23 protein-coding genes and 6 tRNA genes are annotated in these 25,235 nt (G+C 41.1%); 5 read left to right on the top strand and 24 right to left on the bottom strand.

What is annotated here, in order from left to right; translation table 11 throughout:
- Positions 1-10: 10 nt before the first annotated feature.
- From rpoB to DVR12_RS16840, 20 genes are all read right to left on the bottom strand, one after another.
- Positions 11-3,820 (bottom strand): DNA-directed RNA polymerase subunit beta, encoded by a 3,810-nt coding sequence (gene rpoB / locus DVR12_RS16935; RefSeq protein ID WP_116976977.1) that lies wholly within the window; start codon positions 3,818-3,820, stop codon positions 11-13.
- Positions 3,821-4,039: 219 nt separating this feature from the next.
- Positions 4,040-4,411: a 50S ribosomal protein L7/L12 gene (gene rplL, locus DVR12_RS16930; protein WP_116976976.1), complete on the bottom strand. Its 372-nt coding sequence runs from the start codon at positions 4,409-4,411 to the stop codon at positions 4,040-4,042.
- Positions 4,412-4,504: 93 nt separating this feature from the next.
- The gene (gene rplJ / locus DVR12_RS16925) at positions 4,505-5,035 is read right to left on the bottom strand and encodes a 50S ribosomal protein L10 (protein WP_116976975.1); all 531 of its coding nucleotides are present in this window, start codon (positions 5,033-5,035) and stop codon (positions 4,505-4,507) included.
- Positions 5,036-5,095: 60 nt separating this feature from the next.
- The gene (rplA, locus tag DVR12_RS16920) at positions 5,096-5,785 is read right to left on the bottom strand and encodes a 50S ribosomal protein L1 (RefSeq protein WP_116976974.1); all 690 of its coding nucleotides are present in this window, start codon (positions 5,783-5,785) and stop codon (positions 5,096-5,098) included.
- 46 nt (positions 5,786-5,831) lie between these two features.
- Positions 5,832-6,275, bottom strand: coding sequence for a 50S ribosomal protein L11 (rplK, locus tag DVR12_RS16915; protein ID WP_116976973.1), 444 nt, complete (start codon positions 6,273-6,275; stop codon positions 5,832-5,834).
- A 231-nt stretch (positions 6,276-6,506) separates the two neighbouring features.
- The gene (locus DVR12_RS16910) at positions 6,507-7,679 is read right to left on the bottom strand and encodes a transglutaminase domain-containing protein (protein ID WP_116976972.1); all 1,173 of its coding nucleotides are present in this window, start codon (positions 7,677-7,679) and stop codon (positions 6,507-6,509) included.
- A 270-nt stretch (positions 7,680-7,949) separates the two neighbouring features.
- Positions 7,950-9,104 carry a transglutaminase domain-containing protein gene (locus DVR12_RS16905; RefSeq protein ID WP_116976971.1) on the bottom strand — a complete coding sequence of 385 codons (1,155 nt, stop codon included), beginning with the start codon at positions 9,102-9,104 and terminating at the stop codon, positions 7,950-7,952.
- A 67-nt stretch (positions 9,105-9,171) separates the two neighbouring features.
- A complete protein-coding gene (gene nusG / locus DVR12_RS16900) occupies positions 9,172-9,738 on the bottom strand; it encodes a transcription termination/antitermination protein NusG (RefSeq protein WP_089760150.1) in 567 nt (188 codons plus the stop codon).
- Between the two features lie 4 nt (positions 9,739-9,742).
- On the bottom strand, positions 9,743-9,940 hold the full coding sequence (secE, locus tag DVR12_RS16895; RefSeq protein ID WP_116976970.1) for a preprotein translocase subunit SecE: 198 nt from the start codon (positions 9,938-9,940) through the stop codon (positions 9,743-9,745).
- A gap of 108 nt (positions 9,941-10,048) precedes the next feature.
- Positions 10,049-10,119: transfer RNA gene (locus DVR12_RS16890), tRNA-Trp, on the bottom strand.
- 97 nt (positions 10,120-10,216) lie between these two features.
- Positions 10,217-11,404 carry an elongation factor Tu gene (tuf, locus tag DVR12_RS16885; RefSeq protein WP_116976969.1) on the bottom strand — a complete coding sequence of 396 codons (1,188 nt, stop codon included), beginning with the start codon at positions 11,402-11,404 and terminating at the stop codon, positions 10,217-10,219.
- A 74-nt stretch (positions 11,405-11,478) separates the two neighbouring features.
- Positions 11,479-11,553 (bottom strand) — tRNA-Asn (locus DVR12_RS16880).
- 112 nt (positions 11,554-11,665) lie between these two features.
- A tRNA-Thr gene (locus tag DVR12_RS16875) sits at positions 11,666-11,737 on the bottom strand.
- 24 nt (positions 11,738-11,761) lie between these two features.
- Positions 11,762-11,834 (bottom strand) — tRNA-Gly (locus DVR12_RS16870).
- Positions 11,835-12,030: 196 nt separating this feature from the next.
- Positions 12,031-12,112: transfer RNA gene (locus DVR12_RS16865), tRNA-Tyr, on the bottom strand.
- A gap of 86 nt (positions 12,113-12,198) precedes the next feature.
- Positions 12,199-12,272: transfer RNA gene (locus tag DVR12_RS16860), tRNA-Thr, on the bottom strand.
- A 239-nt stretch (positions 12,273-12,511) separates the two neighbouring features.
- Complete coding sequence (gene hpf / locus DVR12_RS16855) at positions 12,512-12,811, bottom strand: ribosome hibernation-promoting factor, HPF/YfiA family (RefSeq protein ID WP_116976968.1); 300 nt, start codon at positions 12,809-12,811, stop codon at positions 12,512-12,514.
- Positions 12,812-12,960: 149 nt separating this feature from the next.
- Positions 12,961-13,902: a tyrosine-type recombinase/integrase gene (locus DVR12_RS16850; RefSeq protein ID WP_394337598.1), complete on the bottom strand. Its 942-nt coding sequence runs from the start codon at positions 13,900-13,902 to the stop codon at positions 12,961-12,963.
- Positions 13,903-13,994: 92 nt separating this feature from the next.
- On the bottom strand, positions 13,995-14,192 hold the full coding sequence (gene rpsU, locus DVR12_RS16845) for a 30S ribosomal protein S21 (protein WP_116976966.1): 198 nt from the start codon (positions 14,190-14,192) through the stop codon (positions 13,995-13,997).
- Positions 14,193-14,356: 164 nt separating this feature from the next.
- Positions 14,357-15,109 carry an XRE family transcriptional regulator gene (locus DVR12_RS16840; RefSeq protein WP_116976965.1) on the bottom strand — a complete coding sequence of 251 codons (753 nt, stop codon included), beginning with the start codon at positions 15,107-15,109 and terminating at the stop codon, positions 14,357-14,359.
- A 108-nt stretch (positions 15,110-15,217) separates the two neighbouring features.
- On the opposite strand from DVR12_RS16840, the gene DVR12_RS16835 reads away from it, so the two are divergent.
- Entirely contained in the window at positions 15,218-15,664 is a 447-nt protein-coding gene (locus tag DVR12_RS16835) for a hypothetical protein (RefSeq protein WP_233522415.1), read from the top strand.
- Between the two features lie 57 nt (positions 15,665-15,721).
- Here DVR12_RS16835 and DVR12_RS16830 read toward each other — a convergent pair whose 3' ends face one another.
- Complete coding sequence (locus tag DVR12_RS16830; RefSeq protein ID WP_116976964.1) at positions 15,722-16,372, bottom strand: SdpI family protein; 651 nt, start codon at positions 16,370-16,372, stop codon at positions 15,722-15,724.
- Between the two features lie 327 nt (positions 16,373-16,699).
- Here DVR12_RS16830 and dinB point away from each other — a divergent pair, with 327 nt between their 5' ends.
- The 4 genes from dinB (at position 16,700) to DVR12_RS16810 (ending at position 22,007) form a co-directional block, all read left to right on the top strand.
- Complete coding sequence (dinB, locus tag DVR12_RS16825) at positions 16,700-17,881, top strand: DNA polymerase IV (RefSeq protein WP_116976963.1); 1,182 nt, start codon at positions 16,700-16,702, stop codon at positions 17,879-17,881.
- A 187-nt stretch (positions 17,882-18,068) separates the two neighbouring features.
- Positions 18,069-21,020, top strand: coding sequence for a DNA polymerase III subunit alpha (locus tag DVR12_RS16820; protein ID WP_116976962.1), 2,952 nt, complete (start codon positions 18,069-18,071; stop codon positions 21,018-21,020).
- 42 nt (positions 21,021-21,062) lie between these two features.
- Positions 21,063-21,515: a type II RES/Xre toxin-antitoxin system antitoxin gene (parS, locus tag DVR12_RS16815; protein WP_158563291.1), complete on the top strand. Its 453-nt coding sequence runs from the start codon at positions 21,063-21,065 to the stop codon at positions 21,513-21,515.
- 9 nt (positions 21,516-21,524) lie between these two features.
- Positions 21,525-22,007: an RES family NAD+ phosphorylase gene (locus DVR12_RS16810; RefSeq protein WP_116976960.1), complete on the top strand. Its 483-nt coding sequence runs from the start codon at positions 21,525-21,527 to the stop codon at positions 22,005-22,007.
- Between the two features lie 82 nt (positions 22,008-22,089).
- Here the strand turns inward: DVR12_RS16810 and DVR12_RS16805 are convergent, their stop codons facing one another.
- The 3 genes from DVR12_RS16805 to DVR12_RS16795 all read right to left on the bottom strand — a co-directional run bounded on the left by DVR12_RS16805 (position 22,090) and on the right by DVR12_RS16795 (position 24,894).
- Positions 22,090-23,412, bottom strand: a complete 1,323-nt coding sequence (locus DVR12_RS16805) for an aspartate kinase (protein ID WP_116976959.1) — start codon at positions 23,410-23,412, stop codon at positions 22,090-22,092.
- An 82-nt stretch (positions 23,413-23,494) separates the two neighbouring features.
- Complete coding sequence (locus tag DVR12_RS16800) at positions 23,495-24,568, bottom strand: Ldh family oxidoreductase (protein ID WP_116976958.1); 1,074 nt, start codon at positions 24,566-24,568, stop codon at positions 23,495-23,497.
- An 11-nt stretch (positions 24,569-24,579) separates the two neighbouring features.
- Positions 24,580-24,894 carry a DUF3467 domain-containing protein gene (locus DVR12_RS16795; protein ID WP_116976957.1) on the bottom strand — a complete coding sequence of 105 codons (315 nt, stop codon included), beginning with the start codon at positions 24,892-24,894 and terminating at the stop codon, positions 24,580-24,582.
- Positions 24,895-25,235 lie beyond the last annotated feature (341 nt).

Genomic DNA, 25,235 nt, shown 5'->3' with positions numbered 1-25,235 from the left:
AGCAAATAAATTAATCAAATTTCAGATCCAGACCCAGACCACGCAATTCATGGATCAATACGTTGAAGGATTCAGGTACACCGGCTTTCGGTATATTATCTCCCTTCACAATTGATTCATATGCTTTGGCACGACCCACGATATCATCGGATTTAATTGTAAGCAGCTCTTGCAGGATGTTGGATGCACCGTATGCTTCCAATGCCCATACCTCCATCTCACCAAAACGCTGACCACCAAACTGTGCTTTACCACCCAATGGTTGTTGGGTAATGAGGCTGTACGGTCCGATAGAACGGGCGTGCATCTTATCATCCACCATGTGGCTAAGTTTCAGCATATAGATAACACCTACGGTTGCTTTCTGGTGGAAACGTTCGCCGGTTTCACCGTCATGTAAGTAAGCGTGACCAAAGCTTGGTAAACCAGCTTCATCGATATAAGAAGCAATTTCTTCAGTAGTAGCACCATCGAAGATCGGTGTTGCAAAACGTACTCCCAATTTCAGACCTGCCCAACCTAATACGGTTTCGTAGATCTGTCCGAGGTTCATACGTGAAGGTACCCCAAGTGGGTTCAACACGATATCCAGTGGAGTTCCGTCTGGTAAGAATGGCATGTCTTCATCTCTTACAATCTTCGCAACAATACCCTTATTACCGTGACGACCCGCCATCTTATCACCAACTTTCAACTTACGTTTGCTAGCCAGGTAAACTTTCGCCAGTTTCAATACACCTGCTGGTAATTCATCACCAATAGAGATATTGAATTTCTCACGTTTGTAACGGCCAAGCTCTTCGTTGAACTTGATGTTATAGTTGTGCAACAGCGTATTGATCTGATCGTTTGTCTGCTCGTCTGTAGTCCAGCCGAGTGGATTTACGTTCATGAAATCAATATTCACCAGGTTCTTTTGAGAGAACTTAGAGCCTTTGGAGATCAATACTTCACCGTATGTATTGGTAACGCCCTGAGAAGTTTTATCTTTCAGTAATACCAATAATTTGCTCATCAGCACTTCCAACAGGTCTTCAGCGTTCTTCTGGTGAATTTTTTCCAGTTTCTCAATCGCTGCTTTTTCGCGAGTCTTAGAGTTTTTATCTTTTTTCGCGCGGCTGAACAACTTCTTGTCAATAACCACACCTTCAGTTGATGGAGGTGCTTTCAGAGAAGCGTCTTTCGCATCGGAAGCCTTATCACCAAAGATAGCTCTCAGGAGTTTTTCTTCAGGAGAAGGATCGGATTCACCACGAGGAGTAATTTTACCGATCAGGATATCACCTTCTTTAATGTGAGCACCAACGCGGATAATACCGTTTTGGTCGAGGTCTTTAGTTGCCTCTTCACTTACGTTAGGAATATCTGGAGTCAGTTCTTCTTCACCCAGTTTAGTATCACGAACTTCCAATTCATATTCATCGATGTGGATAGAAGTGAACAAATCTTCACGTGCAACACGTTCAGAGATCACGATCGCATCCTCAAAGTTGTAACCTTTCCAAGGCATGAACGCAACTTTCAGGTTACGTCCGAGAGCCAGTTCACCACCGCGGGTTGCATAACCTTCGGTCAGGAAGTCGCCATCCACAACGCGTTGACCTTTCTTAACGCAAGGTCTGAGGTTAATACAGGTGCTTTGGTTGGTTTTAACGAATTTGGTGAGTGTATACACCATCAAATCGTCTTCAAAGCTCACCAGTTTTTGCATTTCATCGCGCTCATAACGAACATGGATTTCGTTAGCATCTACGAATTCAACTACTCCGTTTCCGTTAGCAGTGATTTGCAGACGAGAGTCGCGGGCTGCCTTGCCTTCCAGACCGGTACCTACGATAGGTACTTCCGGATTTAGCAGTGGCACGGCCTGACGTTGCATGTTTGATCCCATCAACGCACGGTTGGCATCATCATGTTCCAGGAACGGAATCAGAGAGGCGCTCAAACCTACGATCTGGTTAGGTGCTACGTCCATGTATTCTACCTCTTCTCTGTCGAGAATCGGGAAGTCACCGGTTTCGCGTGATTTAACTTTATCATTTACGAAATGTCCTTTTTCATCGAGTGGAGCATTCGCCTGTGCGATTTTCACAGAATCTTCTTCTTCAGCACTGAGGAATTTCACTTTATTCATATCTACTTTTCCATCTTCCACTTTGCGGTATGGAGTTTCGATAAAGCCCATCTCATTTACTTTCGCGTGAACGCAAAGAGTAGAGATCAGACCGATGTTCGGACCTTCTGGTGTTTCGATAGTACACAAACGGCCATAGTGGCTATAGTGAACGTCACGTACCTCGAAGCCTGCTCTTTCACGGCTAAGACCACCGGGTCCGAGGGCGGAGATACGACGTTTGTGTGTGATTTCAGACAGTGGGTTAGTCTGATCCAGGAACTGAGATAACTGGGAAGTACCGAAGAAGGAGTTGATTACAGACGACAGGGTTCTGGCGTTGATCAGATCTACCGGGGTAAATACCTCATTATCACGAACGTTCATTCTTTCACGGATGGTACGAGCCATACGAGCAAGACCTACACCAAATTGAGCATATAGCTGCTCACCTACGGTACGAACACGACGGTTAGAGAGGTGATCGATATCATCGATCTCCGCTTTAGCGTTAGTCAGTTGTACCAGGTACTTGATGATAGAAATGATATCGTCCTTAGTCAACACCTTCATATCTAAAGGTGTAGTCAGGCCTAATTTTCTGTTGATCTTATAACGACCAACATCTCCGAGATCGTAACGTTTATCGGAGAAGAATAATTTATCAATGATACCCCTTGCTGTTTCATCGTCTGGCGCATCGGCACCGCGTAATTGGCGGTAGATGTGCTGAACGGCTTCCAGTTCGGAGTTAGATGTATCCTTATTTAATGTATTGTAGATGATGGAGAAGTCACCACTTACCTCTTCCTTCTGAACGAAAACACTCTTCAGACCCATATCAACTATGGTTTCGATGTTTGCTTCATCCAGGATGCTATCACGTTCGAGCATGATTTCGTTACGCTCGATACTTACCACCTCACCGGTATCTTCATCCACAAAGTCTTCCACCCAGCTTCTTAAAACGCGGGCAGCCAGCTTTTTACCGGCATATTTATCCAGACTCTTTTTGTCTGCTTTTACTTCATCAGCCATTCCGAACAGCTGAAGAATATCCTTATCTGTTTCGTACCCAATAGCACGCAACAGGGTGGTAACCGGGAATTTCTTCTTACGGTCGATGTACGCGTACATCACGTTGTTGATGTCGGTTGCAAACTCCATCCACGCGCCCTTGAACGGGATTACTCTTGCCGAGTAGATCTTAGTACCGTTCGGATGTACGGATTGACCAAAGAAAACACCAGGAGAACGATGTAGTTGGGAAACCACAACGCGCTCGGCACCATTGATAACGAAAGTTCCTCTCGGAGTCATGTACGGGATGTTTCCGAGGAATACATCCTGAACGATGGTCTGGAAATCCACGTGCTCCTCATCGTTACAGCTCAGACGAAGTTTCGCCTTTAACGGAACCGAATAGGTAAGCCCACGCTCAATACATTCCTCAATCGTGTACCGTGGGGGGTCCACAAAGTAGTCGAGGAACTCCAGATTAAAGATATTTCTGGTATCAGTAATCGGGAAGTTCTCTTTAAATACCTTAAAGAGTCCTTCATTGTTTCGCTTGTCTGGTGTGGTTTCTAATTGGAAGAAATCCTTGAAAGATTGGATTTGGATAGCCAACAGATCCGGTGTCTCAGTAATTTGTTTGATCTTTCCAAAATTTACTCTTTCGTTTGTTTGGGCTTTTTTTAGAGACATATTCGAAGTTAGCAGTTATATGACTTGTAAGAATTAGGGAAATTAAGACTTTCTTTGTCAAATACCATCCTAATATTTTTGCCTTCTGCACATTGTCAAAGTCACTTCTTAGTGATTCCCTATTTTGACTCTCTGAAAAAGACACTTTCCCAAAGGGAATAAGGCCAAAAGTGCATTTTGGCACTTTTGACCTTAAAAGATGTATACTTAAGCAAAGAATTACTGAATTTCAACTTCAGCTCCAGCTTCAGTCAGCTTAGCTTTCAGGTCTTCAGCCTCAGCTTTGCTTACTCCTTCTTTCAAGGATTTTGGAGCGCCGTCAACCAGTTCTTTCGCTTCTTTCAGACCAAGGCCAGTCAGGTCTTTTACAACCTTAACAACGTTCAGTTTAGAAGCACCTGCAGATTTCAGGATAACGTTGAATGCAGTTTTTTCTTCAGCAGCAGCAGCGCCACCGTCGTTAGAAGCAACTACTACAGCAGCAGCAGCTGGTTCGATACCGTATTCATTTTTCAATACATCTGCTAATTCCTGAACTTCCTTAACAGTTAAACCTACTAATTGTTCAGCTAATGCTTTTACGTCTGCCATTTTATTATGTTTTAATAAATTTTTGTAATGTGTTGTTAAATCTATATTGTGACTTGGAAGCCAATTTTATATGGAATAAACCAGTTATTCCAATTATTCTGCTGCCGGAGCTTCTTCCACTGCAGCACCTTCTTTCTTGCCTTTTTCCAGTAAAGCAGCGATAACGCGCTTTGCAGGAGATTGCAACAGACCAATAACGTCGCCGATGAGTTCGTTTTTGGTTTTGATCTTAGTTAACGTATCCAATTGGTTATCGCCAACATACAGTTCATCACCTACGAAAGCAGCTTTCAATACTGGTTTTTCTAATTTACCGTTAGCTTTACGGAAAGAAGAAATAATAACAGCTGGTTCTTTAGGGCTGTCAGAGAACATCAAAGCAGTTACTCCATGCAGGCTATCGAAAACCGGTGCATATTTTTCGCTATCTAATGATTCTAAAGCCTTACGAATCAATGTGTTTTTAGCTACCTTCATTTCCACTTGCTTATCGAAGCAAGTCTTCCTCAGTTTATTCACCTGATCTACAGTCAGAGACTCAGTGTTGGTAACGTAAAAGTTGCTGTATTGAGAGAACTTACCTTTCAGCAGTTCGATCACTTCTTGTTTTTGATCTTTATTCATGTTTAAACGTTTGTAGCAAGCCTCCATCCTTTCAGATAATGGCTACACACTCGTGATCAATTAGTTTTGAACAGATTTAGTATCGATAACAATACCAGGACTCATAGTGCTTGCCATAGACAAACCTTTCAGGTAAGTACCTTTAGCAGTAGCTGGTTTCAGCTTAATGATAGCGTTGATCAGCTCCTGAGAGTTCTGCTCAATTTTATCAGCAGCAAAAGATACACGACCGATAGAAGCATGGATAATACCAGCTTTATCTACCTTAAAGGTAATTTTACCACCTTTAACATCGTTTACAGCGGCTGCAACGTCGTTTGTAACAGTACCGGTCTTAGGGTTAGGCATCAGGTTACGAGGACCTAAAATCTTACCCAGTTTACCGATTTTCGGCATTACAGCAGGAGTAGCTACGATTACATCTACGTCAGTCCAACCAGCTTCGATCTTTTGAATGAACTCATCCAAACCTACGAAGTCAGCACCTGCTTCTTTAGCAGCAGCTTCTTTATCAGGGGTGCAAAGCACCAAAACCTTCTTAGTTTTACCAGTACCGTGAGGAAGCGTAACGGAACCACGGATTGCCTGGTCTGCTTTCTTAGGATCAACGCCTAAGCGGATATGTAAATCGACAGAGCTGTCGAATTTAGTACAGTTAATGTCTTTAACCAAAGTAGACGCCTCTTTCAGGCTGTATGACTTGTTTTTGTCAACCTTCGTATCAGCTACTTTTCTCTTTTTAGTTGCCATTTGTCAAAATGATTTTAAGATCCTGCCTTAACAGGGTGAAACAAGATTAGTTTTCCCAAGGAGCTTTACCTTCTACAGTAATACCCATGCTACGTGCAGTACCAGCAACCATGCTCATTGCACTTTGCAGCGTGAAGCAGTTCAGATCAGGCATTTTATCCTGTGCAATTGCTTCAACCTGAGCCCAGGTAACTTTACCAACCTTATTACGGTTAGGCTCTTTAGAACCACCTTGAATTTTGGCAGCTTCCAACAGCTGAACCGGAGCCGGAGGAGTCTTAATTACGAAGTCGAAAGATTTGTCAGTGTAAACTGTCAGCAACACAGGCAATACTTTACCCATTTTATCCTGGGTACGAGCATTGAATTGTTTGCAGAACTCCATGATGTTCACACCTTTGGAACCCAGTGCAGGTCCAATTGGAGGTGCAGGATTGGCCTGGCCGCCTTTCACCTGCAATTTCACATACGTTGAAATCTCTTTTGCCATGTTTATTGATTTAATTTGGTTTAACGCGCCCCGATTTTCGGAGTGCTCCCAAAACTAAAAGGAACTAAAAAAAACCTTTTAAAGGGGATGCAAAGGTATATATTAATATGAAATTGTCCAAAAGTATTTGAATTTGGGCATCCTTTTTGCAAGGAAAAGGATTTTTTTTACAAAACTATTGCATTCCAGAAAAATATTCCTTATAATTCGAAGCCGCAAAAGTACAACTTCTTATTCAAAAAATAATTCCCGCCGCTTCCCCTTCACCGTCTTTATATATTTATTCACAAATAACTGCTCCGTTTTTACCCTTCCATCCATCTCAACCACCGCATCATTCAATTCATTAGCATTTTGTTTAATACTTTCTATCGCCATCATCCCGGATAAAGACTTCTTCACTCCTCCCAATTTAGCCACAATTCCATCCATCATCTTCTTAATCCCCGCATCTGCCATTTCCGGAGTAAACTGGCTATTCTTAAACCTTACATACTCATTATACATCTTCACCACTTCCGTATAATCCCTGTTAATTGCATTAAAGGCATCAATCTGACGATTATCCTGCTCTACCTCCTGGTTCGCTGCCAATACCTTAATTGTCTGGTCCATCCAATCCAACTCACTCATAATAAACGGATTGGCCGCTCCTCCATAACTTCTGATCCTGGAGGCTGAAGACCGTAACCGCTGTATCCTCGTTTGCTTCATCCAAACCCTGATACTATCATTAAATGCAAATGGCTTTCCTTTAGATGCTATATCCACAGCCCCCTTATTTGACCTGATTATTTTAGATAATTCTACTATATCATCATGCCCCATCGGAGCGGTAGATAGCTGCCAAATAGGATCATATGGTACATGGGTTTTATTTGCCTCATACGGATAGATTTGAAACCATTTCCAATTAAGTCGTTTCGTAAATTTTCCATTTTCCACCACTCCTGCTCCCCAGGTAGGATCTACTATCGTCCATTTTCCTGCATCCGGTACCACTATCCAATCATGCGACCCTATCGGAAGCATGGTTTTTTCCTGAATAGTATACCCCGTAACAACAATAGCATTAATTCCGGCCGCTTTACAGACCTGCGCATACAAAACTGCATAATCGGTACATAACCCCAGCTTGGTTTGCAAAGTCCGTGCAATGGCCGCTGTGGTATCCTTATAACTATTCGGCCTGTTCATATTAGGCGCATCATATTCGATATTATTAGCTATCCAGCTAAATAATGCTTTCTGAAAAGCCGTGCTATTTGTGGTATGCGCTTTTAACCACTTTGCCATAGAGGCAGCTGAAGTAGCTTCGCTTGCCGGTATTTGTGGAATAGTAGTCTGACCAACAGATTCAAAGAAAAATAATACTCCTGCTACTAAGGAAAACAATCGTTTCATTATTAATTAAGATATAGGGAAATAATCAACTGTGCTAACTCTATCTAAATATAAAAAATCCTCTTCGTTTATACTATAGCTATTTTGAAAAGAAATTCTTTCTGAATGCTTCCGGTGTTTGCAGGTATTTTTTTACAAAATCATTCCATTATCACCTTATATCCGGGAAACATCCTTGCTCTCAATATTGAGGCACTTACTCATCATTTTTTTATTGGTACATAGTATTCGATTTTGAAAGTCTCTGTTGCTAAGCCTCATCACTTCAATTTATCTTCCAATCTTATAAAACATTGTTTTCCTGAATAACTTAGAAGTCTTAATATACTTAGTTACAAAAGCTTGTTCTTCAATTACTTTCTTTCTTAATTCAGTAACAGCAGCTTTCAGTTCTCCGATGTTTGTAGCAATGGTATTGTTGGCAGGTTGAATAGCGGCTAATTGTTGCTGCTGTTCGGTTAGTTTAGTATAAAGGCCATCGATCCAGTCTTTGATTTCCTGATCAGGTTTAGAAGGAGTGAATTGATGATTTTTAAACTCTACATATTCGTTGAATGATGCTACTACTTCGTTATATTGACTGCCAAGTTTATTGACTTTATTTACTTGCAGATTATGTTCATCAACTAACACATTTTGCTTTCCAACAGCTATAACATTTCGTAAATGTTGCAATTCCACTCCAATTAACTGATTAGTAACACCATAATCAGCTATTCGTGTTGCTGCATTTTCGGCTTTTTCATAGGCAGAAAATCTATTGTACTTAGCGAGTGTATCCTGGTATTTGAAAACCGGTTTATCTGTTCTGGTGCCGTTAGCAATATCGGGATGACTCCAGGGGATGTCGAGGAATTGGAAGAGCGGATCGAAGGGCACATGAGTTTTAATAAATTTCTCCGGCTCTACGAGGAAGTAGTTCCAATTCAGTTGTTGAGTGTATTTACCATTTATAATTCCACCGCTACCCCAGGTTGGATCAACTAATTTCCAGGAATTATTTACGTATACGGCAGTCCATGCATGGCTGCTATTATCCTGTTTGCCCTGAGTAAACGTGTAGCCGGCAATTATCTGAGCGGGGATGTGGGCCTGGCGGGCGATTTCCATGAAGAGGGCGGCGTATCCCTGGCAGACGGCGATCCGGGTTTTTAAGGTTTTATTGATAGCATCGGAGGTATCCTTGTAGTAATCGGGCAGGAAGGTATTGACCATATCGTATTTAACATTACCTGCCATCCAGCCATATATTGATTTAAGGATGTTAGTTTGATTTCCCTGATGGTGGTTTACCAGCCATTTGGCGATTGAGGAAGGGGAAGAGGTAACGCTATCGGGTATTGGGTCGAAGTTCCCTGTTGTAGGTTGTTGAGCGAGAGCCGACAGGCTACAGCAGCAGAAAAGGATCAGGAATAAGCGATGCATAGTTGATTTGGGTAAAAAAAAACCGTCTCTACGGGGTAGAGACGGTTTCAGATATAAAGAAGTTGAATTAAGCTAATTTTTCTACCTGCATGAAATTGAGTTCTACAGGGGTAGCGCGACCGAAGATTTTCACAGTTACTTTTAGTTTCTTTTTGTCTTCGATTACTTCTTCGATAACACCATTGAAGTCGTTGAACGGACCATCGATGATTTTGATAGTTTCTCCTACGATGAAAGGTTCACTCATTGTCAGGCCTTGGTCGCTGAGTTCATCGACTTTACCTAACATTTTGTTTACTTCGGCTTTACGGAGAGCGATAGGTTTTTCTTTTCCGAGAAAATGAATAACGCCAGATACGTTGCGGATGGCTTGGATAACCTCATCGGTCATTTTACCGTCCACAGCTTCGATCATCACATAACCTGGGTAGAAGTTTTTTTCGCGCATCACCTTTTTACCGGCCTGCACTTTATAAACTTTTTCTACCGGGAGGAAGATCTGGGTGATAACGTTACCCCAATCGGAGCGGCGTACTTCAATATCCAGGTATTCCTTCACTTTTTTTTCCTTGCCACTAACAACGCGGAGTACATACCACTTTGTTTCCTGAGCAGGAATATTGGCTGCATCCATTTAATTATCTTTTGAAAATTTCATAATAGTGAGTTAACACAAAATTGGAAGCGGCGTCCATACCCCATACCATAGCGGTAACGAAAATAGTTGCGATCAAAACGATCATGGTAGAGGATTGGAGCTCTTGCCAAGTAGGCCAAGACACTTTATAAACCAATTCATGATAAGACTCGCGGAAATAATTTCTGATCTTATTCATTATATAAAGTTAACGAATTAAGGACAATTGATTAAAGCCTAAAAAATGGTTGACTTGTCATATTTTGAATAATAACAATTCAACCATTTAAATATTTTTATTAGTCTGCACGGGTACTAGGATTCGAACCCAGATCAAAGGTTTTGGAGACCCGTATGCTACCGTTGCACCATACCCGTGTATAAAGCCATTAGCTTAGCTTTAGGTATCAACAAATATAATAATAAAAGTTGATTTTTAAGCCAAAGCTAATGGCTTTTTGATATTTTTCAGTGATTACTTCAGGATTTCAGTAACCTGACCAGCACCTACTGTACGACCACCTTCACGGATCGCGAATTTCAGACCTTTGTCCATCGCGATTGGTTGGATCAGTTTTACAGTCAGGCTAACGTTATCACCAGGCATAACCATTTCAACACCTGCAGGTAATTCAACTTCACCGGTTACGTCAGTAGTACGGAAGTAGAACTGAGGGCGGTATTTGTTGAAGAACGGAGTGTGACGGCCACCTTCTTCTTTGCTCAGTACGTAAACTTCGCATTTGAATTCGGTGTGTGGAGTGATGGTACCAGGTTGGCAGATAACCATACCACGACGGATTTGAGTTTTCTCAATACCGCGGAGTAACAGACCTGCGTTGTCACCAGCTTCACCTTCGTCCAATAATTTTTTGAACATTTCAACGCCAGTACAAGTAGATTTCAGTGGTTCTTCTTGCAGACCTACGATTTCCACGTTTTCGCCAACTTTGATACGACCTCTTTCGATACGACCAGTAGCAACAGTACCACGACCGGTGATAGAGAATACGTCTTCAACTGACATCAGGAATGGTTGGTCAACTGGACGTGGAGGCAGAGGAATGTAAGAATCTACTGCATCCATCAGTTCTTCGATCTTAGCTACCCAGTTAGCATCACCAGCTAAAGCGCCAGTAGCAGAACCTTGGATAACAGGAACGTTATCACCATCGAAACCGTTAGAAGATAACAGATCACGAATTTCGATTTCAACCAGTTCTAATAACTCAGCGTCATCAACCAGATCAACCTTATTCATGAACACAACGATACGAGGAACACCTACCTGACGAGCCAGGAGGATGTGCTCTCTTGTTTGAGGCATAGGACCATCTGTAGCTGCCACCACGAGGATAGCACCGTCCATTTGAGCCGCACCGGTAATCATGTTCTTCACATAGTCAGCGTGACCTGGACAGTCAACGTGCGCATAGTGACGAGCAGTTGTTTGATACTCAACGTGAGCTGTATTGATAGTAATACCTCTTTCTTTTTCTTCAGGAGCAGCATCGATCTCATCATAACCTCTCTTCTCTGCCAGACCTTTGTTTGCCAAAATTGTGGTAATGGCAGCAGTCAAAGTAGTTTTACCATGATCCACGTGGCCGATGGTACCAATGTTTACGTGGGGTTTATCCCGCTTGAAGGTTTCTTTTGCCATTGTATTTTCTTTTTAGATGGTTTGTAAAGATTGTATTGATAGTTGTTTTTAACAAAAACGGTTTTACAAACTTGTACCGTTGATGAGAATTGAACTCATGGCCTTCCCTTAAATAATAATGGGTTGCTCTTCCATTGAGCTACAACGCTAAGTTTTAATTTCGGAGTGGGAATTTATAAATTCGAATCCCGAAATTCGAATTTTATGGAGTCTGTTGAGGCGATTAAAAAGTCACTACAACTCTTCTTCTAAAATTCAATGAGCTGTTGAAGAGAATTGAACTCTCGACCTCTTCCTTACCAAGGAAGTGCTCTACCCCTGAGCTACAACAGCTTGAAAATTGCATCAAAAAATACGAGCGGGAGACGAGGCTCGAACCCGCGACCTACAGCTTGGAAGGCTGTCGCTCTACCAACTGAGCTACTCCCGCATTTTTAATTCACTAAGCATTCGGAAAACTACATTGCAACTTTCCACTTAAAGAATTATAGAATATAAAAAAAGAGCTTTTAAGCTGTTGTAACCGGGTGTATCAAGTGAATAGTCCTTTTCGTCAGAATTACTCATCTACATCCACAACTAAATTCCGCCTCTGCGAAGGGCAAAAGCGGAATACGCTGTTGTAGTGGGCAGGATAGGATTCGAACCTATGAAGACGTAGTCAGCGGATTTACAGTCCGCCCCATTTGGCCGCTCTGGAACCTGCCCTAACATTTTTCTTGTTTGTAATTTTTAAACCTGAATTTAAATCCGAAAAGAAATCTAAAATCTGACATTAAAAATTCAAATCGATGAGCCAGCAGAGGGATTCGAACCCCCGACCCACTGATTACAAATCAGTAGCTCTGGCCAACTGAGCTATGCTGGCATCTTTCAAAAAACATTCTTTCAAGTAGTTGGTAACTCGTTGAAAGAGAGCGCAAAATTAAGAGTTTTTTTCAATTCTCAAAATCTTTTTTTCAGTTTCTTATAAATATTTAAAAATTTATCTACTTCCCTGAAAACGCCCTGCTATAAAGAACTTTGCTACCTTTCCCAACCCTCTTTTTTGAATCGGGATGGCAAAGGTAGCAAAGAGATTAATATTTCCAAAATTATTTTAGAAAATTATTGAAATTTCTTTTCCTTTTTCCTTTTTACCTGGTTTACAAGGGAGTCAAATGCTAGATCAAATGACTCTTCGAAAGACTTGGACTCGTGCTTGACAAACAAGTCCTGGCGCGGTATTCGTACTCTAATCTCAGCGGTCTTATCTTTAATTTGATGAGCAAAATTATCCAACTTAAGAAAAACATCCACACTCACAATTCGATCGTAAAAAGTGTTCAATTTTTGAATCTTCTTGTTCACATGGTCAATTAATTTTGAGTCAGCATCAAAATGCACAGTTTGAATTTGTACGTTCATAGCACTAATTTTTTAAATATTTAACAATCTAGATTCTAGTTAGTAAACTATGGTCATAGGCATTCTCTTTTAAGTGTGAAAGAACTACTACTAATATAATCACTTTTAAATAGAAATGCAGATATATCGCATAATTTTTTGTTAAACCGTTATGCTTTCGGGTGCGCCTGATTGTAAACCTTCTTTAATTTCTCAATGCTATTATGCGTATAAACCTGCGTCGCTGAAAGGTTTGCATGCCCTAACAACTCTTTCACCGCATTTAGTTTTGCTCCGTTATTCGTTAGATGTGTTGCAAACGTATGTCGTAATACATGGGGACTTTTTTTCTTTAATGTAGTAATCTGATGCTCTGTCAAATACTTCCTAACCATCAGGTAAACGTATTTGGGATATAATTTCTTCCCTGTTACAGGATGTACCAATAATACCAAAGGCTCTATATATTCTAAAGCTCCCCGCTTTTCATCCATATAAGCTGCTATCTGCTGCAATAACCGCTCACTTACGGGTATTATCCGCTCTTTATTCCCCTTCCCCAATACTTTGATAGTCTGATTCCCTTTATCGACTTTAAACTCCTCTAATCCTATTAATTCCGACAAACGAATGCCTGTCTGATAAAATATTTCAAATATCAGCTGGTGAGTATGTCCTTCCAGATCGTCTGAGAAGATATGTAAACTGGTAACGGAAACCGGGCTAACGTTATCTTCCAGCGCCCTCATCCCCTTTTCTTCGATATAACCGGGTAATCGCTTCCTGACTTTAGGAGCAATTACTTTAGTCATCGGAGACTGCTTGAGCATTCCCTGGCGTATACAGTATTTAAAAAATGATTTGAGAGTAGAGATTTTGCGATTTACACTTCTGGCGGTAATGGCGTCTTCCATGAGTTGAGCCAGCCAGCTTCGGATCATAACATGACTAATATCTTCTACGGATGTTTCTCCGTAGTGAATAGTTATATAATCGAATAATTGAAGTAAATCGTTGCGATAGGCGGTGGCTGTATGTGCCGAGTATCGCTTTTCGAGCGCAATGTAGGATAAGAACCGCTCTGATATGGATTGTAAGGCTTCGTTCAACACAAAAAGATTGATGATTGTAAAGTTATTAAAATAACCTCACAATCATCAAATATTTTGAGTTGTAATCAGTTCAGCACTGATACAATAATAAATTAAGCGTCGAATTTACCAGAAGCCAACTGTTGTTTGTAAACTGCCTTCAGCACTTCGTTACGACGTTTAACAGATGGTTTGGTGAAAGACTGGCGTGTTCTGAGTTGCAGCAGGATGCGTGCTTTCTCAAATTTTTTCTTATATTTTTTAAGCGCCTTGTCTATGTTTTCGCAGTCTTTAGAATCAATTATCAACATAATTTTGCCTCATTATTTTTAGGAACGCAAAGATACAATAAGATTTCAGAAAAAACAAAATTGTTATGAAATTCCTTGTTTCCAGTGGTTTAAGCAGTTAAAGCTGCCTGAAAACCGCAGTGAATCAGGGATTAACGTAGTTAAAGGTAATAAAATTCTGAGAATTAGTCTTTCAACTTCTTTTTCAGCAAGCTAACCTGATCCTGGAGGTGATTTACCATATCGGCCAGGTGATTTACGCTCATTCTGCTTTGCTGACCGGCTTTGCTTATTACGGCATCCGATTGCCAGAGTTCCAGTACATCTTCCATTTCTACGCCATAAGGCTCGAATTGCGGATTATCTGAAGCCAGGGTAATTTTTGATTTGGATCGGTTGCTTTTAAGAATACGTTTAAAAACAATTCCTTCCCTTGCGGTGATGACCACATAGGTTTCATTATTTTTAATTTCTTCCCAGCCATCCACCTTATGACAAACGATTACGGATCCTGAGGTAACAGGAAGCATGGAATCCCCTGCAATTTCAAAAGCTCTGTAATCACCAGCACCTAACATCGGCAATGTGAAGGTATTCAGTTCTTCGATGAATTCTTCATCATTATAGCCGGCGAGATAACCTGCAGCAGCTTTAACCGGCACAAACTGGATAGCCTGTCTGGAATTCCCCAGCTTAAGCTGCCGGCGTTTTTCCAGGAAGTTATCTTTCTGGGAGCCAAGATCGCGACGTAACAGATCATCGATGGATACACGAAACATATCACTCACTTGTTCCAGTACTTCTGTGCGGGGCTCTGCACGTTCTTCTTCGTAAGCACCCAATAAGGAACGTTTGATGCCAAGCTTATCGGCAAACTCCTGCTGCGTCCAGGATTTTTGTTTACGCAGGTATTTTAAGTTGCGGCAGACGATGGACATAATCTAAATAATTTAGTACCATGCTAACAAAATTAGCAAATATTTTTATAAATAACCAAATATATTCGAGTGCTTCTCTTATTTTTGTCCGGTAAAATTCAATCAGATATGTTACATCTACACTCATTTTTACGATGGGCGATAGTGCTGGCCGGACTCTGGGCTGTTATCCGTTCATTAAAAGGTGTTACCGGCAAAACGCCGTTTACACCTGCAGATAAGAAGGCTGGGCTCTTCTTTATGATTGCTTGTGATCTTCAATTGCTGGTAGGCCTGATCCTGTATTTCTTTGTAAGTCCACTTTCCAAAGCCGGATTGGCTGATATGGGCGCTGCGATGAAAGACCCTGTATTGCGTTTCTTTACTGTAGAACACGAAATTTTGGCCATTGTTGCTATTGCATTAGTACATATTGGCAAATCAAAAATTAAGAAAGCAGCAACAGATGCTCAAAAACATAAATTAGGTCTTATCTTTTTCGGTCTGGCCTTCATTCTGATATTGGCACTGATCCCATGGCCTTTCCGTGAGGCTTTAGGTAAAGGTTGGTTCTAAAAAATAAAGCGGGTAAATTACCCGCTTTATTTTTTTATAGTTTTCAGATAATTGTAATTAGCCCTTATCCTTATAATACAGTCTGAACGAATAAATATAAGGCAATGCAGCCAGCACAAGCGCCACGAAGAAAATAATGAACACGCCTGTGATTAATGACAGGAAGAAACCTGAAATAATAATCACTATCCCCGCAGTTATCCACAACGTACTGGCCATACGGTGAGTCTGGTTCCAAATCTCAGGGCTTTTTAAAGTATAAGCTGTTCTTACTCCCACATAATAATTGGGTTTCAGCTTCCGCAGGTAAATACCAATTCCGGTAATCAGCACTCCATCTCCCACGAATACCCATCTTTCCATTATGAATGGTTGCCCCTGACTTACCATGAAAATAATGAGGCAGGTAAATATTGACTGATAAATATGAATAATAAAGCGAATCCTATAGTACTCCTTATGCTCCGCCACAGTGGTAGTCATTGTATTTGTATCTGGCAAATACCTGAATAGAATATAAATCAATCCATTGGTAAAAAACAGAAAGATCATTAAAAGCAGGAAATCGCTTTTTCCACCCTCACCCGAAGGATTAAAACTGCTGGGAATATTCTGAGGTAAATGATTCCAGATGATGGCGAGGTAAACCATCGGTAATAATAACAAAGCCAGGATAAGTAATTCTTTAGGAAGATCCTTGGGTTTCATGAAGATAAGTTTAAAGGTAAAACTATCTGCGTTGCTTGTGCTCCTTTCGTTTATCTGATTACTTGTTATCTATTGGCTCTCAGTTATGTACATACTAAAGTTACGAAAAATGCTTCTTAGAAAAATCTTAATATTTTTTTACTAAATTATTTAGCATTACTAAAATATTTAGTAACTTAGCAGTCCTGAAACCAGAAAAAGTGATTCCGGCTGGCAGGCCAGTTGCACTACTATCTTCCCCTCTGCCCGGTCCGCCATCCGTATCGCTTTTTATTCAGGTTGTTAACTTGTTCTGTCCTTTTTTATTTACCCTTTAACTGTATTAAAATGATCGCCTTACAACAACGTACTATTGTGCATTTTGATCTGGATTGTTTTTTTGTATCCGTAGAGTGTTTGCAGGATGATAGCTTACGCGGTAAACCGCTGCTGATCGGCGGAAGTAGCGATCGGGCTGTTGTATCGGCCTGTAGTTATGAAGCCAGAAAATTTGGTATTCATTCTGCCATGCCCATGAAAACAGCATTACGCTTATGTCCGCACGCTATCGTAAGAAGTGGGGATATAGAACGTTACAGTGAAAAATCGAGGGAAGTAACGGCTGTTATTGCCGATCAGGCCCCCCTGTATGAGAAATCATCCATCGATGAATTCTACCTGGATATTTCAGGAATGGATAAATTTTTCGGGTCATTAAAATGGACAACAGAACTTCGGAAAAAGATTATCAAAGAATCAGGATTACCCATTTCTTTCGGATTAGCATCTAATAAACTAGTATCCAAAGTAGCTACAGATGAAGCTAAACCTAACGGACAACTGGAAATCCACTTTGGAGAAGAAAAATCTTTCCTGGCACCACTGGCCGTAGAAAAAATACCTATGGTTGGCCGTGAAACCGGTGCCCAACTGAGGCGCCGTGGCGTAGAAACCGTGAAAACACTCAGCGAAGTGCCTATCTCCCTGCTGGAAGCATGGATGGGAAAAAACGGAATTGCCCTTTGGAAAAAAGCCAATGGTATAGATGAATCACCAGTGGTGCCTTACTACGAACAAAAATCTATCTCCACAGAAAATACTTTTCCTGCCGATACTATTGATATCGCACTATTACACGCCGAACTAGTACGCATGACAGAAAAAATTGCATTTGAGCTACGCCAACAAAATAAACTTACCGGTTGCATTACCGTAAAAATCAGGTACTCCGATTTTCAAACCGTTACCAAACAAGCTACCATCCCCTATAGTTGCTCAGATCATGTATTACTCGAAAAAGTAAAAGACCTCTTTCAGAAACTTTATGATCGCCGCTTATTAGTCAGATTAATCGGAGTACGGTTTAGTCACCTCGTTCAGGGTAACTATCAGATTAATCTATTCGACGACAGCCAGGAAATGATTGCACTCTACCAGGCCATCGATCATATAAAAAATCGCTTCGGCTGGCAATATCTCATGAAAGGAACTAATGTAACTCCACCTGAAAGAAAAATGTATAACAGATGATAATCTATCTAAAACACTTCAGGGGCATACAGATTCTTTCGAAGGAAATTTATAATGGGTGATGATCTATCTATATAAAAATTCAAAAGAATACCGGAATCTTCCCAAAGAAATTTATAACCGATGATGATCTATCTAAATAAAACTCAAAAGAATACCGGAATCTTCCCAAAGAAATTTATAACTGATGTTCCTGAATTGTAAAACATTCTTCAGCCTCAGATACGGCACCATGCCCGTAGCCACATTGGTTGATAAAGCCTTTGAGCTAGGTATTCGCACCCTCGCGCTTACCAATATCAACCTGACTGCCGACGCCTGGGAATTTGTTGATTACTGCCAGCAAAAAGATATAAAACCTATCCTCGGCATCGAATGCCGTAACAATAATGATCTCAAATACATCCTGCTCGCAAAAAATATTGAAGGCTGGTACCATATCAACCATTTCCTATCTACACATCTTGAAGAAGCAACTTCCTTCCCCGATCGGGCTCCTGTACTTCCCCATACATTCGCGATATATAACTGGGGAAGTATTGCCCCTGCTCAACTTCTGCCTAATGAACTAATAGGCGTCAAATACTGGGAACTGAATAAATTATTCAGAACAGATACTATTGCCCTGCAACATAAACTGGTTATTCTTCATCCCGTTACCTTTCAGGATAATGAACACTTCGAATTACATCGCCTGCTTCGGGCCATCGATCAAAATATTCTCATCACTCAATTATCGCCCGACACCACAGCCAGAACGGATGAACAATTCGTTTCTCCCGCCCAACTGATAGAACGATACGCCAACTATCCGCATATTGTCAGAAATACATTAAAAATCATGGAAGCATGCGGAATAGAGATCGATTTTAATGTTCCCAGAAACAAACTATTTTTTGCCGGCAGCAAAGAAGAAGACCAAAAAAAACTAAGAGGGCTGGCTCTTGAAGGCATGCAATACAGATATGGCGAAGATAATACCGTTGCACTGGCAAGAATTGAAAAAGAACTCGCCATTATTACACAACTGGATTTTGAATCCTATTTCCTCATTACCTGGGATATAATACGCTATGCCCGGCAACAAGGCTTCTTCTATGTAGGAAGAGGTAGCGGCGCCAACTCAATAGTAGCCTATTGTCTGGCTATTACGGATGTAGACCCCATTGAGCTCGATCTTTACTTCGAACGGTTTCTCAACCCCTATCGCAGTTCACCGCCCGACTTTGATCTGGATTTCTCCTGGCGCGACCGCGACACTATCATCGAATACATCTTCAACAAATATGGGAAAGAACATACAGCCTTATTGGGAACAGTTACCACTTTTCAAACCAATGCCATCATCAGGGAATTAGGCAAAGTATATGGCTTGCCGAAAAAAGAAATTGATACTATCCTGGAAAATGGTTTCAAGCTGCAATTGGAGAATGACAGCATTCATCGGAAAATCATCTATTACAGCCAGATGATGGCTACAGAAAAATCGTATCCCAATCACATGAGTATACATGCCGGTGGTATTCTCATCAGTGAAAATCCTATTCATTATTGCTGTACTACTTACCTCCCTCCCAAAGGTTTTATTACTGCACAGATGGATATGTGGCAGGCCGAGAAAATTGGTCTGTATAAGTTCGATATCCTGTCTCAAAGAGGATTAGGACATATCAAGGATGCTATCGAAATCATCAAAAAAAATAAACATATAGATATAGATATTCACAATGTAAAAGCATTTCAATTAGATAGCAGAGTAAAGAAGAACCTGGAAACAGTGAATACTATTGGCTGTTTTTATATCGAATCGCCAGCTATGCGCCAGTTGCTGCTGAAACTCCGCTGCAGCGACTACCTGTCGCTGGTGGCTGCCAGCTCAATTATAAGACCAGGTGTTGCTCAATCGGGCATGATGAAACAATATATACATCGCTTTCGAAACCCCGACCAGGTAACATATCTGCATCCCGTTATTGAGGAGCTACTGCATGAAACATTCGGAATCATGGTTTACCAGGAAGACGTAATTAAAGTAGCTCACTACTTTGCAGATCTCCCGCTTGCAGATGCTGATACCCTCCGCCGGGCTATGGCAGGGAAATACAGAGGAGCAAATAATTTAAAAAAAATTGAAGACCAGTTCTTTGATAACTGTAAACGCCTGGGGCGCCCACAGGACGTTTCTGCAGAGTTATGGCGACAGATCGCCAGTTTCGCCAACTATTCCTTTTCCAAAGCCCATTCTGCAAGTTTTGCCGTAGAGAGCTATCAAAGTCTGTATCTGAAAACCTACTTCCCTGCTGAATTTATGGTGGCTGTAATCAATAATTTCGGTGGATTCTATAGCCGTGAACTTTATTTCAGGGAGTTGAAAAAAACCGGAGTAGATATTCATCCCCCCTGTATTAATAACAGTGATTACTATACGAATATTAAAGGCAATGATGTATTCGTAGGAATGATACATATAGAAGGACTGGAAGAAGCATTAGCTGCAAGTATTTTATCAAACAGGGAACAGAATGGACCTTTTCTGCACCTGGAAGATTTTACCAGTCGAATTGCTCCCGGCCCTGAGCAACTCGAAATTCTTATACGTATCGGTTGTTTTAAATTCACAGGTTTTACCAAGAAAGAATTACTATGGAAAAGCAGTTTGCTGGTCCGAAACCGGGAAGCCATCCCAACACATACTCTACCCCTGTTTGGTACCCCAACTGTAAATTGTGATCTGCCAAAACTCGCGTATCACTCACATGAAGATGCATTTGATGAAATAGATTTATTAGGATTTCCCCTTCAATCACCTTTCGAGGTGCTGCAACACGAACAGGAACAATATATACCGGCCCGGTTATTTCATCAGTATATCAACAAACCCATTATCACGCTTGGATACCTGGTGACTATCAAATATCTCCGTAGCAATAAAGGTGAACCTATGTGTTTTGGTACTTTTTTAGATAGAGAAGGCTCATATATAGACACTGTTCATTTTCCGGATAGCCTGAAGAAATACCCCCTTCAAAAGAGTGGTTTTTATATCCTGGAAGGCAAAGTCATCTCGGATTATGATGTTTTATCATTAGATATCAATAAGATGCAGAAGATTGGATATTTTGAAGGTCAGACTTCCTAATTACGACAAAATGTTGTATTTTTGTGACAAATGTCAGAGTATATGAAACATCTCAAAGGATATAGTGTACAGGAGAATGCGTTGATGATCGTAGAAGATCCATCAGGCACCTATGTGGTGGGGAATGGCTACTTTGATTTCATACAACTTTCCAGAAGTGGAATAATTAAAAGGGCACTGATCAATCTGGGGAAGCAGATTTCTTTCTCCCTGGCCGAATTATCTCAGGTATTGCATGTATCAGAAAGGACTTTGCAACGTTATTCGGATGATGCCAAGCTTTCTGCAGATACCTCTGAAAGAGCTATTTTATTATCGCAATTATACCAAAGAGGCACCGAAGTATTTGGCCACCTGGCCGATTTTAAAGAGTGGATGAGAACTCCACTACCAGCCTTTAACTATCAAACACCTATTTCATTACTTGATACAACATTCGGCTTCCAATTAATTCAGGACGAATTAGGTCGTATCGAACATGGCATCTTTGCTTAAAACAACTGCATGGAAGTATACAGGATTAGCAAATGCGCGTATATAGACGATCTTGCCGGAACAGGCGCCAGGCTTTATGGCGGGCGTTGGAATAGTCCGGGTCATGCTATCGTATATACAGCAGGAAGCCGTGCACTTGCCGCATTGGAAGTACTGGTGCATATACCATTAAAGAATATTATACAGGATTTCTGTATTGCCAGCATTCATATTCCCGATACTATTGCTATCAAGGTATTAACGAAAGAAGATCTTCCCAAAGGCTGGCAATCTCTTACCCCTGCCCCTTTTCTTCAAGACATTGGAGATGAATGGTCCGAAACCGCAAAATATGCTGTACTTAGAGTTCCTTCAGTAATTATTGCAGAAGAACATAATTACCTTATCAATCCACTACATCCCGATGCAGAGCAGATTACCATAAAGAATACACAACCCTTTGTATTTGATCAGCGGTTGCTGCCTGGAGAGAAAAATATTTCGAGGAAGTAAGTTATGAATGCTGCATATATACGAAAAAGAGGCTGTTTCCTGTAAAAGAAACAGCCTCTTTTCAATTTACGTTTATCTGCAACTATTCCAATCCGAATAATCCTTTATTCAGAGCCTGAAGAGTTTTTTCCTTGTATTGGCCATTGATGAGAATAGAAATATTGTGGCGGCTACCTCCATAAGAAATCATTCTCAATGGAATTTCTTCCAAAGAATCGAATAATTTGGTGATGATAGAAGGCGTAGCAGCAACTTCATTACCCACAATAGAAACAATAGTCTGGTGGTGATCCAGTTCTACAGATCCGAATGGTTGCAGTTCTTTCAGGATTTGATCGAGATACTGAGAGCTATCGATAGTTAAAGAAACAGCTACTTCGGAAGTAGTGATCATATCGATCGGAGTACGGTATTTTTCAAACACTTCGAAGATCTTACGTAAGAATCCATAAGCCAGCAACATACGGCTGGATTTAATCTTAATAGCAATGATACCGTCTTTGGCCGCTATCGCTTTAGCACCATTACCATTAGGCAATTCTGTGATGATAGTACCTTTAGCCTCTGGTTGCATAGTGTTCAGCAATTTCACAGGAATGTTGAAATGCTGTGCAGGCCAGATAGAAGCCGGGTGAAGGATCTTAGCACCGAAGTAAGCTAATTCGGCAGCTTCATCAAATGATAATTGTACAATAGGGAAGGTTTTCTTCACAACACGAGGATCGTTATTGTGCATACCATCGATGTCTGTCCAGATTTGCACTTCAGAAGCCTGGATTGCGGCACCGATCAGAGATGCAGAATAATCGCTACCCCCACGTTTCAGGTTATCTACTTCTCCTTTAGCATTGCGGCAGATGTAACCTTGAGTAACGAAGATTTTCTCGTTGCTATGTTGATTAATCAGGTTACTCAATTTGATTTTAATCTTTGGAATTTCAGGCTCTTCGAACTCGTCGATGCTCATGAAATCCAATGCCGGAAGTAAAACTGCAGAAATGCCTGCTTCTTCCAGGTAAACGCAGAAAAGGCGGGTAGAAAGTAATTCTCCTTGTGCAAGAATATCTTTATTCAGCGCTTCGTTGAAAGAGATTTTTAGAATGATATTCAGGAACTCAAAATGTTCATCCACGATTGCCTTAGTCTTGGCACGACCGGAATCCTGCTTCACTAAATCGAGGCAAAAAGAACGATAATGTTGCTCCAGCTTATCTATCTGCTGTTTTGCCTGATCCCTCTTACCCTCAGACAGCGACTGGCTGATTTCAACAAGGGAGTTTGTTGTGCCTGAGAGTGCAGACAATACCACTATTTTCTGATCATTATCAGCAGTGATTAGTTGGCCAATTGACTGCATACGCTCTGGTTTTCCCACAGAGGTTCCACCAAATTTTAAGACTTTCATCTGAATATATCTGTTTTTACTTTTAGCAAACCCGAAATTAAGCGCTGGCTCTTTTCCTGGTATTTTTTATGAATGTTGTGGTTTAAAAGTTCAAATCAAATTTCACTGCCAGCTCCTGTAAGTCTTTCACTACAGAATCTACTACCGGAATTCCATCTTCCAGCCGGCGGTGATATGTTTCTCTTTCCGGATCGCCCGGAATAAGCACTTCCTTACCAGGAACGGCCTTAGCAGCTCGGAACCGGCTGATCCAGGTATCCATGTTGGCTTTAAACTCATCAGCTGGTCTGAAAGCATCTACTCTCATTGCTCCTAAAAAGTGGCCCAGTCCTTCACCCACCGGATCGGGGGCTAAAGGTAGAAAACTTACAAAAGGAGGAGCCCAAGGTCCATAATTTGCGCCCGAAAGAACGGCCGAAAATATATCAACAATTGCTCCCAAACAATACCCTTTGTGACTTCCGTGTTCCCGATCGCCTCCCAAAGGTAGCAAAGCCCCGCCACTCTTGAGTTCGTGCGGATCGGTACTTGGGTTCCCATTTTTGTCCTGGATCCATCCAACAGGCGCTTCCTCCCCTTTTCGCTGTAAAATCTCCAATTTTCCGTTAGCGGCTGTGGTGGTAGCAAAATCTGCTACAAATGCCGGCTGTTCTTTTGCAGGAATGGCAACTGCAATTGGATTAGTACCCAACATTCGCTCGGTGGCGAAAGTGGGTGCAACAAGTGGACTGGCATTTGTCATTGCCATACCAATCATATCTCTATCCAAAGCCATCATTGCATGATAACCTGCAATCCCGAAGTGATTCGAATTTTTGACACTTACCCAACCGGTGCCTACTTCAGCAGCCTTTTTCATTGCTACTTCCATTGCAAATGGTGCTACAACAAGCCCTAAGCCACCATCACCATCAATAACGGCAGTACTTGGCGTTTCGTGTACAATTTTTATATCCGGTTTAGCATTAATTCGCTTAGCCTCCCATAAACGAACATAGCCCGACAATCGGGCTATTCCATGTGAGTCGATCCCTCTTAAATCTGCAGAGAGCAATACTTCTGTTGCCAATGTAGCATGATCCAAACTACAACCCATGCGGATAAATACTTCGTGAGTAAACTCCCGCAGGTGATGATAAGAATATATCGTTTCCATTGAAAAAAGGATTAAGCTTGAGCAGTAGGGCCACCAAAATTCAGAGGCATTGAAACCTGGTCCTGATCCTGTATCGGACCATGTATTGCTTCGAACTTCTTGATATTATCGAGCATTGCCTTCATAAAGCGCTTAGCATGCTGCGGAGTAAGAATAATGCGGGATTTAACTTTAGCCTTTGGTAAACCAGGCATAACGTTTACAAAATCTACCACAAATTCTGCATTAGAATGAGTGATAATAGCCAGGTTAGCATATTGCCCTTCTGCAATTTCTTCATTCAACTCTATATTAAGCTGATGCTGTTCTTCGTGCTGATTTTCCATATTGTATGATTTAGCCGTACAAAAATAGAAAAGAGGACTTAAAACAAGTCCTCTTTTTTAAAATAGCAATTTAATCAGGTAACAGTATCAGAACAAAAATTGTTCCTGATCGCCAGACCTTAAATGCACCCGTGCACGGTCAGATAGTGGTTGAAAAAGAAAAAAAGTTATGAAAAGTCAGATGATAATCTTGCAATTGATTTCCTAAAAAGTGGCCAATAAATGATTTGCTATTGCTCTAAATTTAACTCCAGTTGAGTTTCTCATAAGTTAGCTTCCCCCTCAGATTATAGTCTTTTCATCCAAAAACAGGTATACCAAACATTAAGTTAGATTCAGTT

Source organism: Chitinophaga silvatica (genome assembly GCF_003419895.1).
Classification (GTDB): domain Bacteria; phylum Bacteroidota; class Bacteroidia; order Chitinophagales; family Chitinophagaceae; genus Chitinophaga; species Chitinophaga silvatica.
The sequence above is the reverse complement of the archived record's forward strand: the minus strand, read 5'-3'. Positions and strand labels throughout refer to the sequence as shown.

Coding starts and splice junctions, on each gene's coding strand:
- rplJ (WP_116976975.1), bottom strand. CDS start 5,035: ATGAATAAAGATCAAAAACAAGAAGTGATCGAACTGCTGAAAGGTAAG.
- DVR12_RS16905 (WP_116976971.1), bottom strand. CDS start 9,104: ATGCATCGCTTATTCCTGATCCTTTTCTGCTGCTGTAGCCTGTCGGCT.
- DVR12_RS16810 (WP_116976960.1), top strand. CDS start 21,525: ATGGAAGTATACAGGATTAGCAAATGCGCGTATATAGACGATCTTGCC.
- tuf (WP_116976969.1), bottom strand. CDS start 11,404: ATGGCAAAAGAAACCTTCAAGCGGGATAAACCCCACGTAAACATTGGT.
- parS (WP_158563291.1), top strand. CDS start 21,063: ATGAAACATCTCAAAGGATATAGTGTACAGGAGAATGCGTTGATGATC.
- DVR12_RS16800 (WP_116976958.1), bottom strand. CDS start 24,568: ATGGAAACGATATATTCTTATCATCACCTGCGGGAGTTTACTCACGAA.
- rplK (WP_116976973.1), bottom strand. CDS start 6,275: ATGGCAAAAGAGATTTCAACGTATGTGAAATTGCAGGTGAAAGGCGGC.
- dinB (WP_116976963.1), top strand. CDS start 16,700: ATGATCGCCTTACAACAACGTACTATTGTGCATTTTGATCTGGATTGT.
- rplL (WP_116976976.1), bottom strand. CDS start 4,411: ATGGCAGACGTAAAAGCATTAGCTGAACAATTAGTAGGTTTAACTGTT.
- nusG (WP_089760150.1), bottom strand. CDS start 9,738: ATGGATGCAGCCAATATTCCTGCTCAGGAAACAAAGTGGTATGTACTC.
- secE (WP_116976970.1), bottom strand. CDS start 9,940: ATGAATAAGATCAGAAATTATTTCCGCGAGTCTTATCATGAATTGGTT.
- DVR12_RS16830 (WP_116976964.1), bottom strand. CDS start 16,372: ATGAAACCCAAGGATCTTCCTAAAGAATTACTTATCCTGGCTTTGTTA.
- rplA (WP_116976974.1), bottom strand. CDS start 5,785: ATGGCAACTAAAAAGAGAAAAGTAGCTGATACGAAGGTTGACAAAAAC.
- DVR12_RS16820 (WP_116976962.1), top strand. CDS start 18,069: ATGTTCCTGAATTGTAAAACATTCTTCAGCCTCAGATACGGCACCATG.
- DVR12_RS16835 (WP_233522415.1), top strand. CDS start 15,218: ATGTTACATCTACACTCATTTTTACGATGGGCGATAGTGCTGGCCGGA.
- rpsU (WP_116976966.1), bottom strand. CDS start 14,192: ATGTTGATAATTGATTCTAAAGACTGCGAAAACATAGACAAGGCGCTT.
- DVR12_RS16910 (WP_116976972.1), bottom strand. CDS start 7,679: ATGAAACGATTGTTTTCCTTAGTAGCAGGAGTATTATTTTTCTTTGAA.
- rpoB (WP_116976977.1), bottom strand. CDS start 3,820: ATGTCTCTAAAAAAAGCCCAAACAAACGAAAGAGTAAATTTTGGAAAG.
- DVR12_RS16795 (WP_116976957.1), bottom strand. CDS start 24,894: ATGGAAAATCAGCACGAAGAACAGCATCAGCTTAATATAGAGTTGAAT.
- hpf (WP_116976968.1), bottom strand. CDS start 12,811: ATGAACGTACAAATTCAAACTGTGCATTTTGATGCTGACTCAAAATTA.
- DVR12_RS16805 (WP_116976959.1), bottom strand. CDS start 23,412: ATGAAAGTCTTAAAATTTGGTGGAACCTCTGTGGGAAAACCAGAGCGT.
- DVR12_RS16840 (WP_116976965.1), bottom strand. CDS start 15,109: ATGTCCATCGTCTGCCGCAACTTAAAATACCTGCGTAAACAAAAATCC.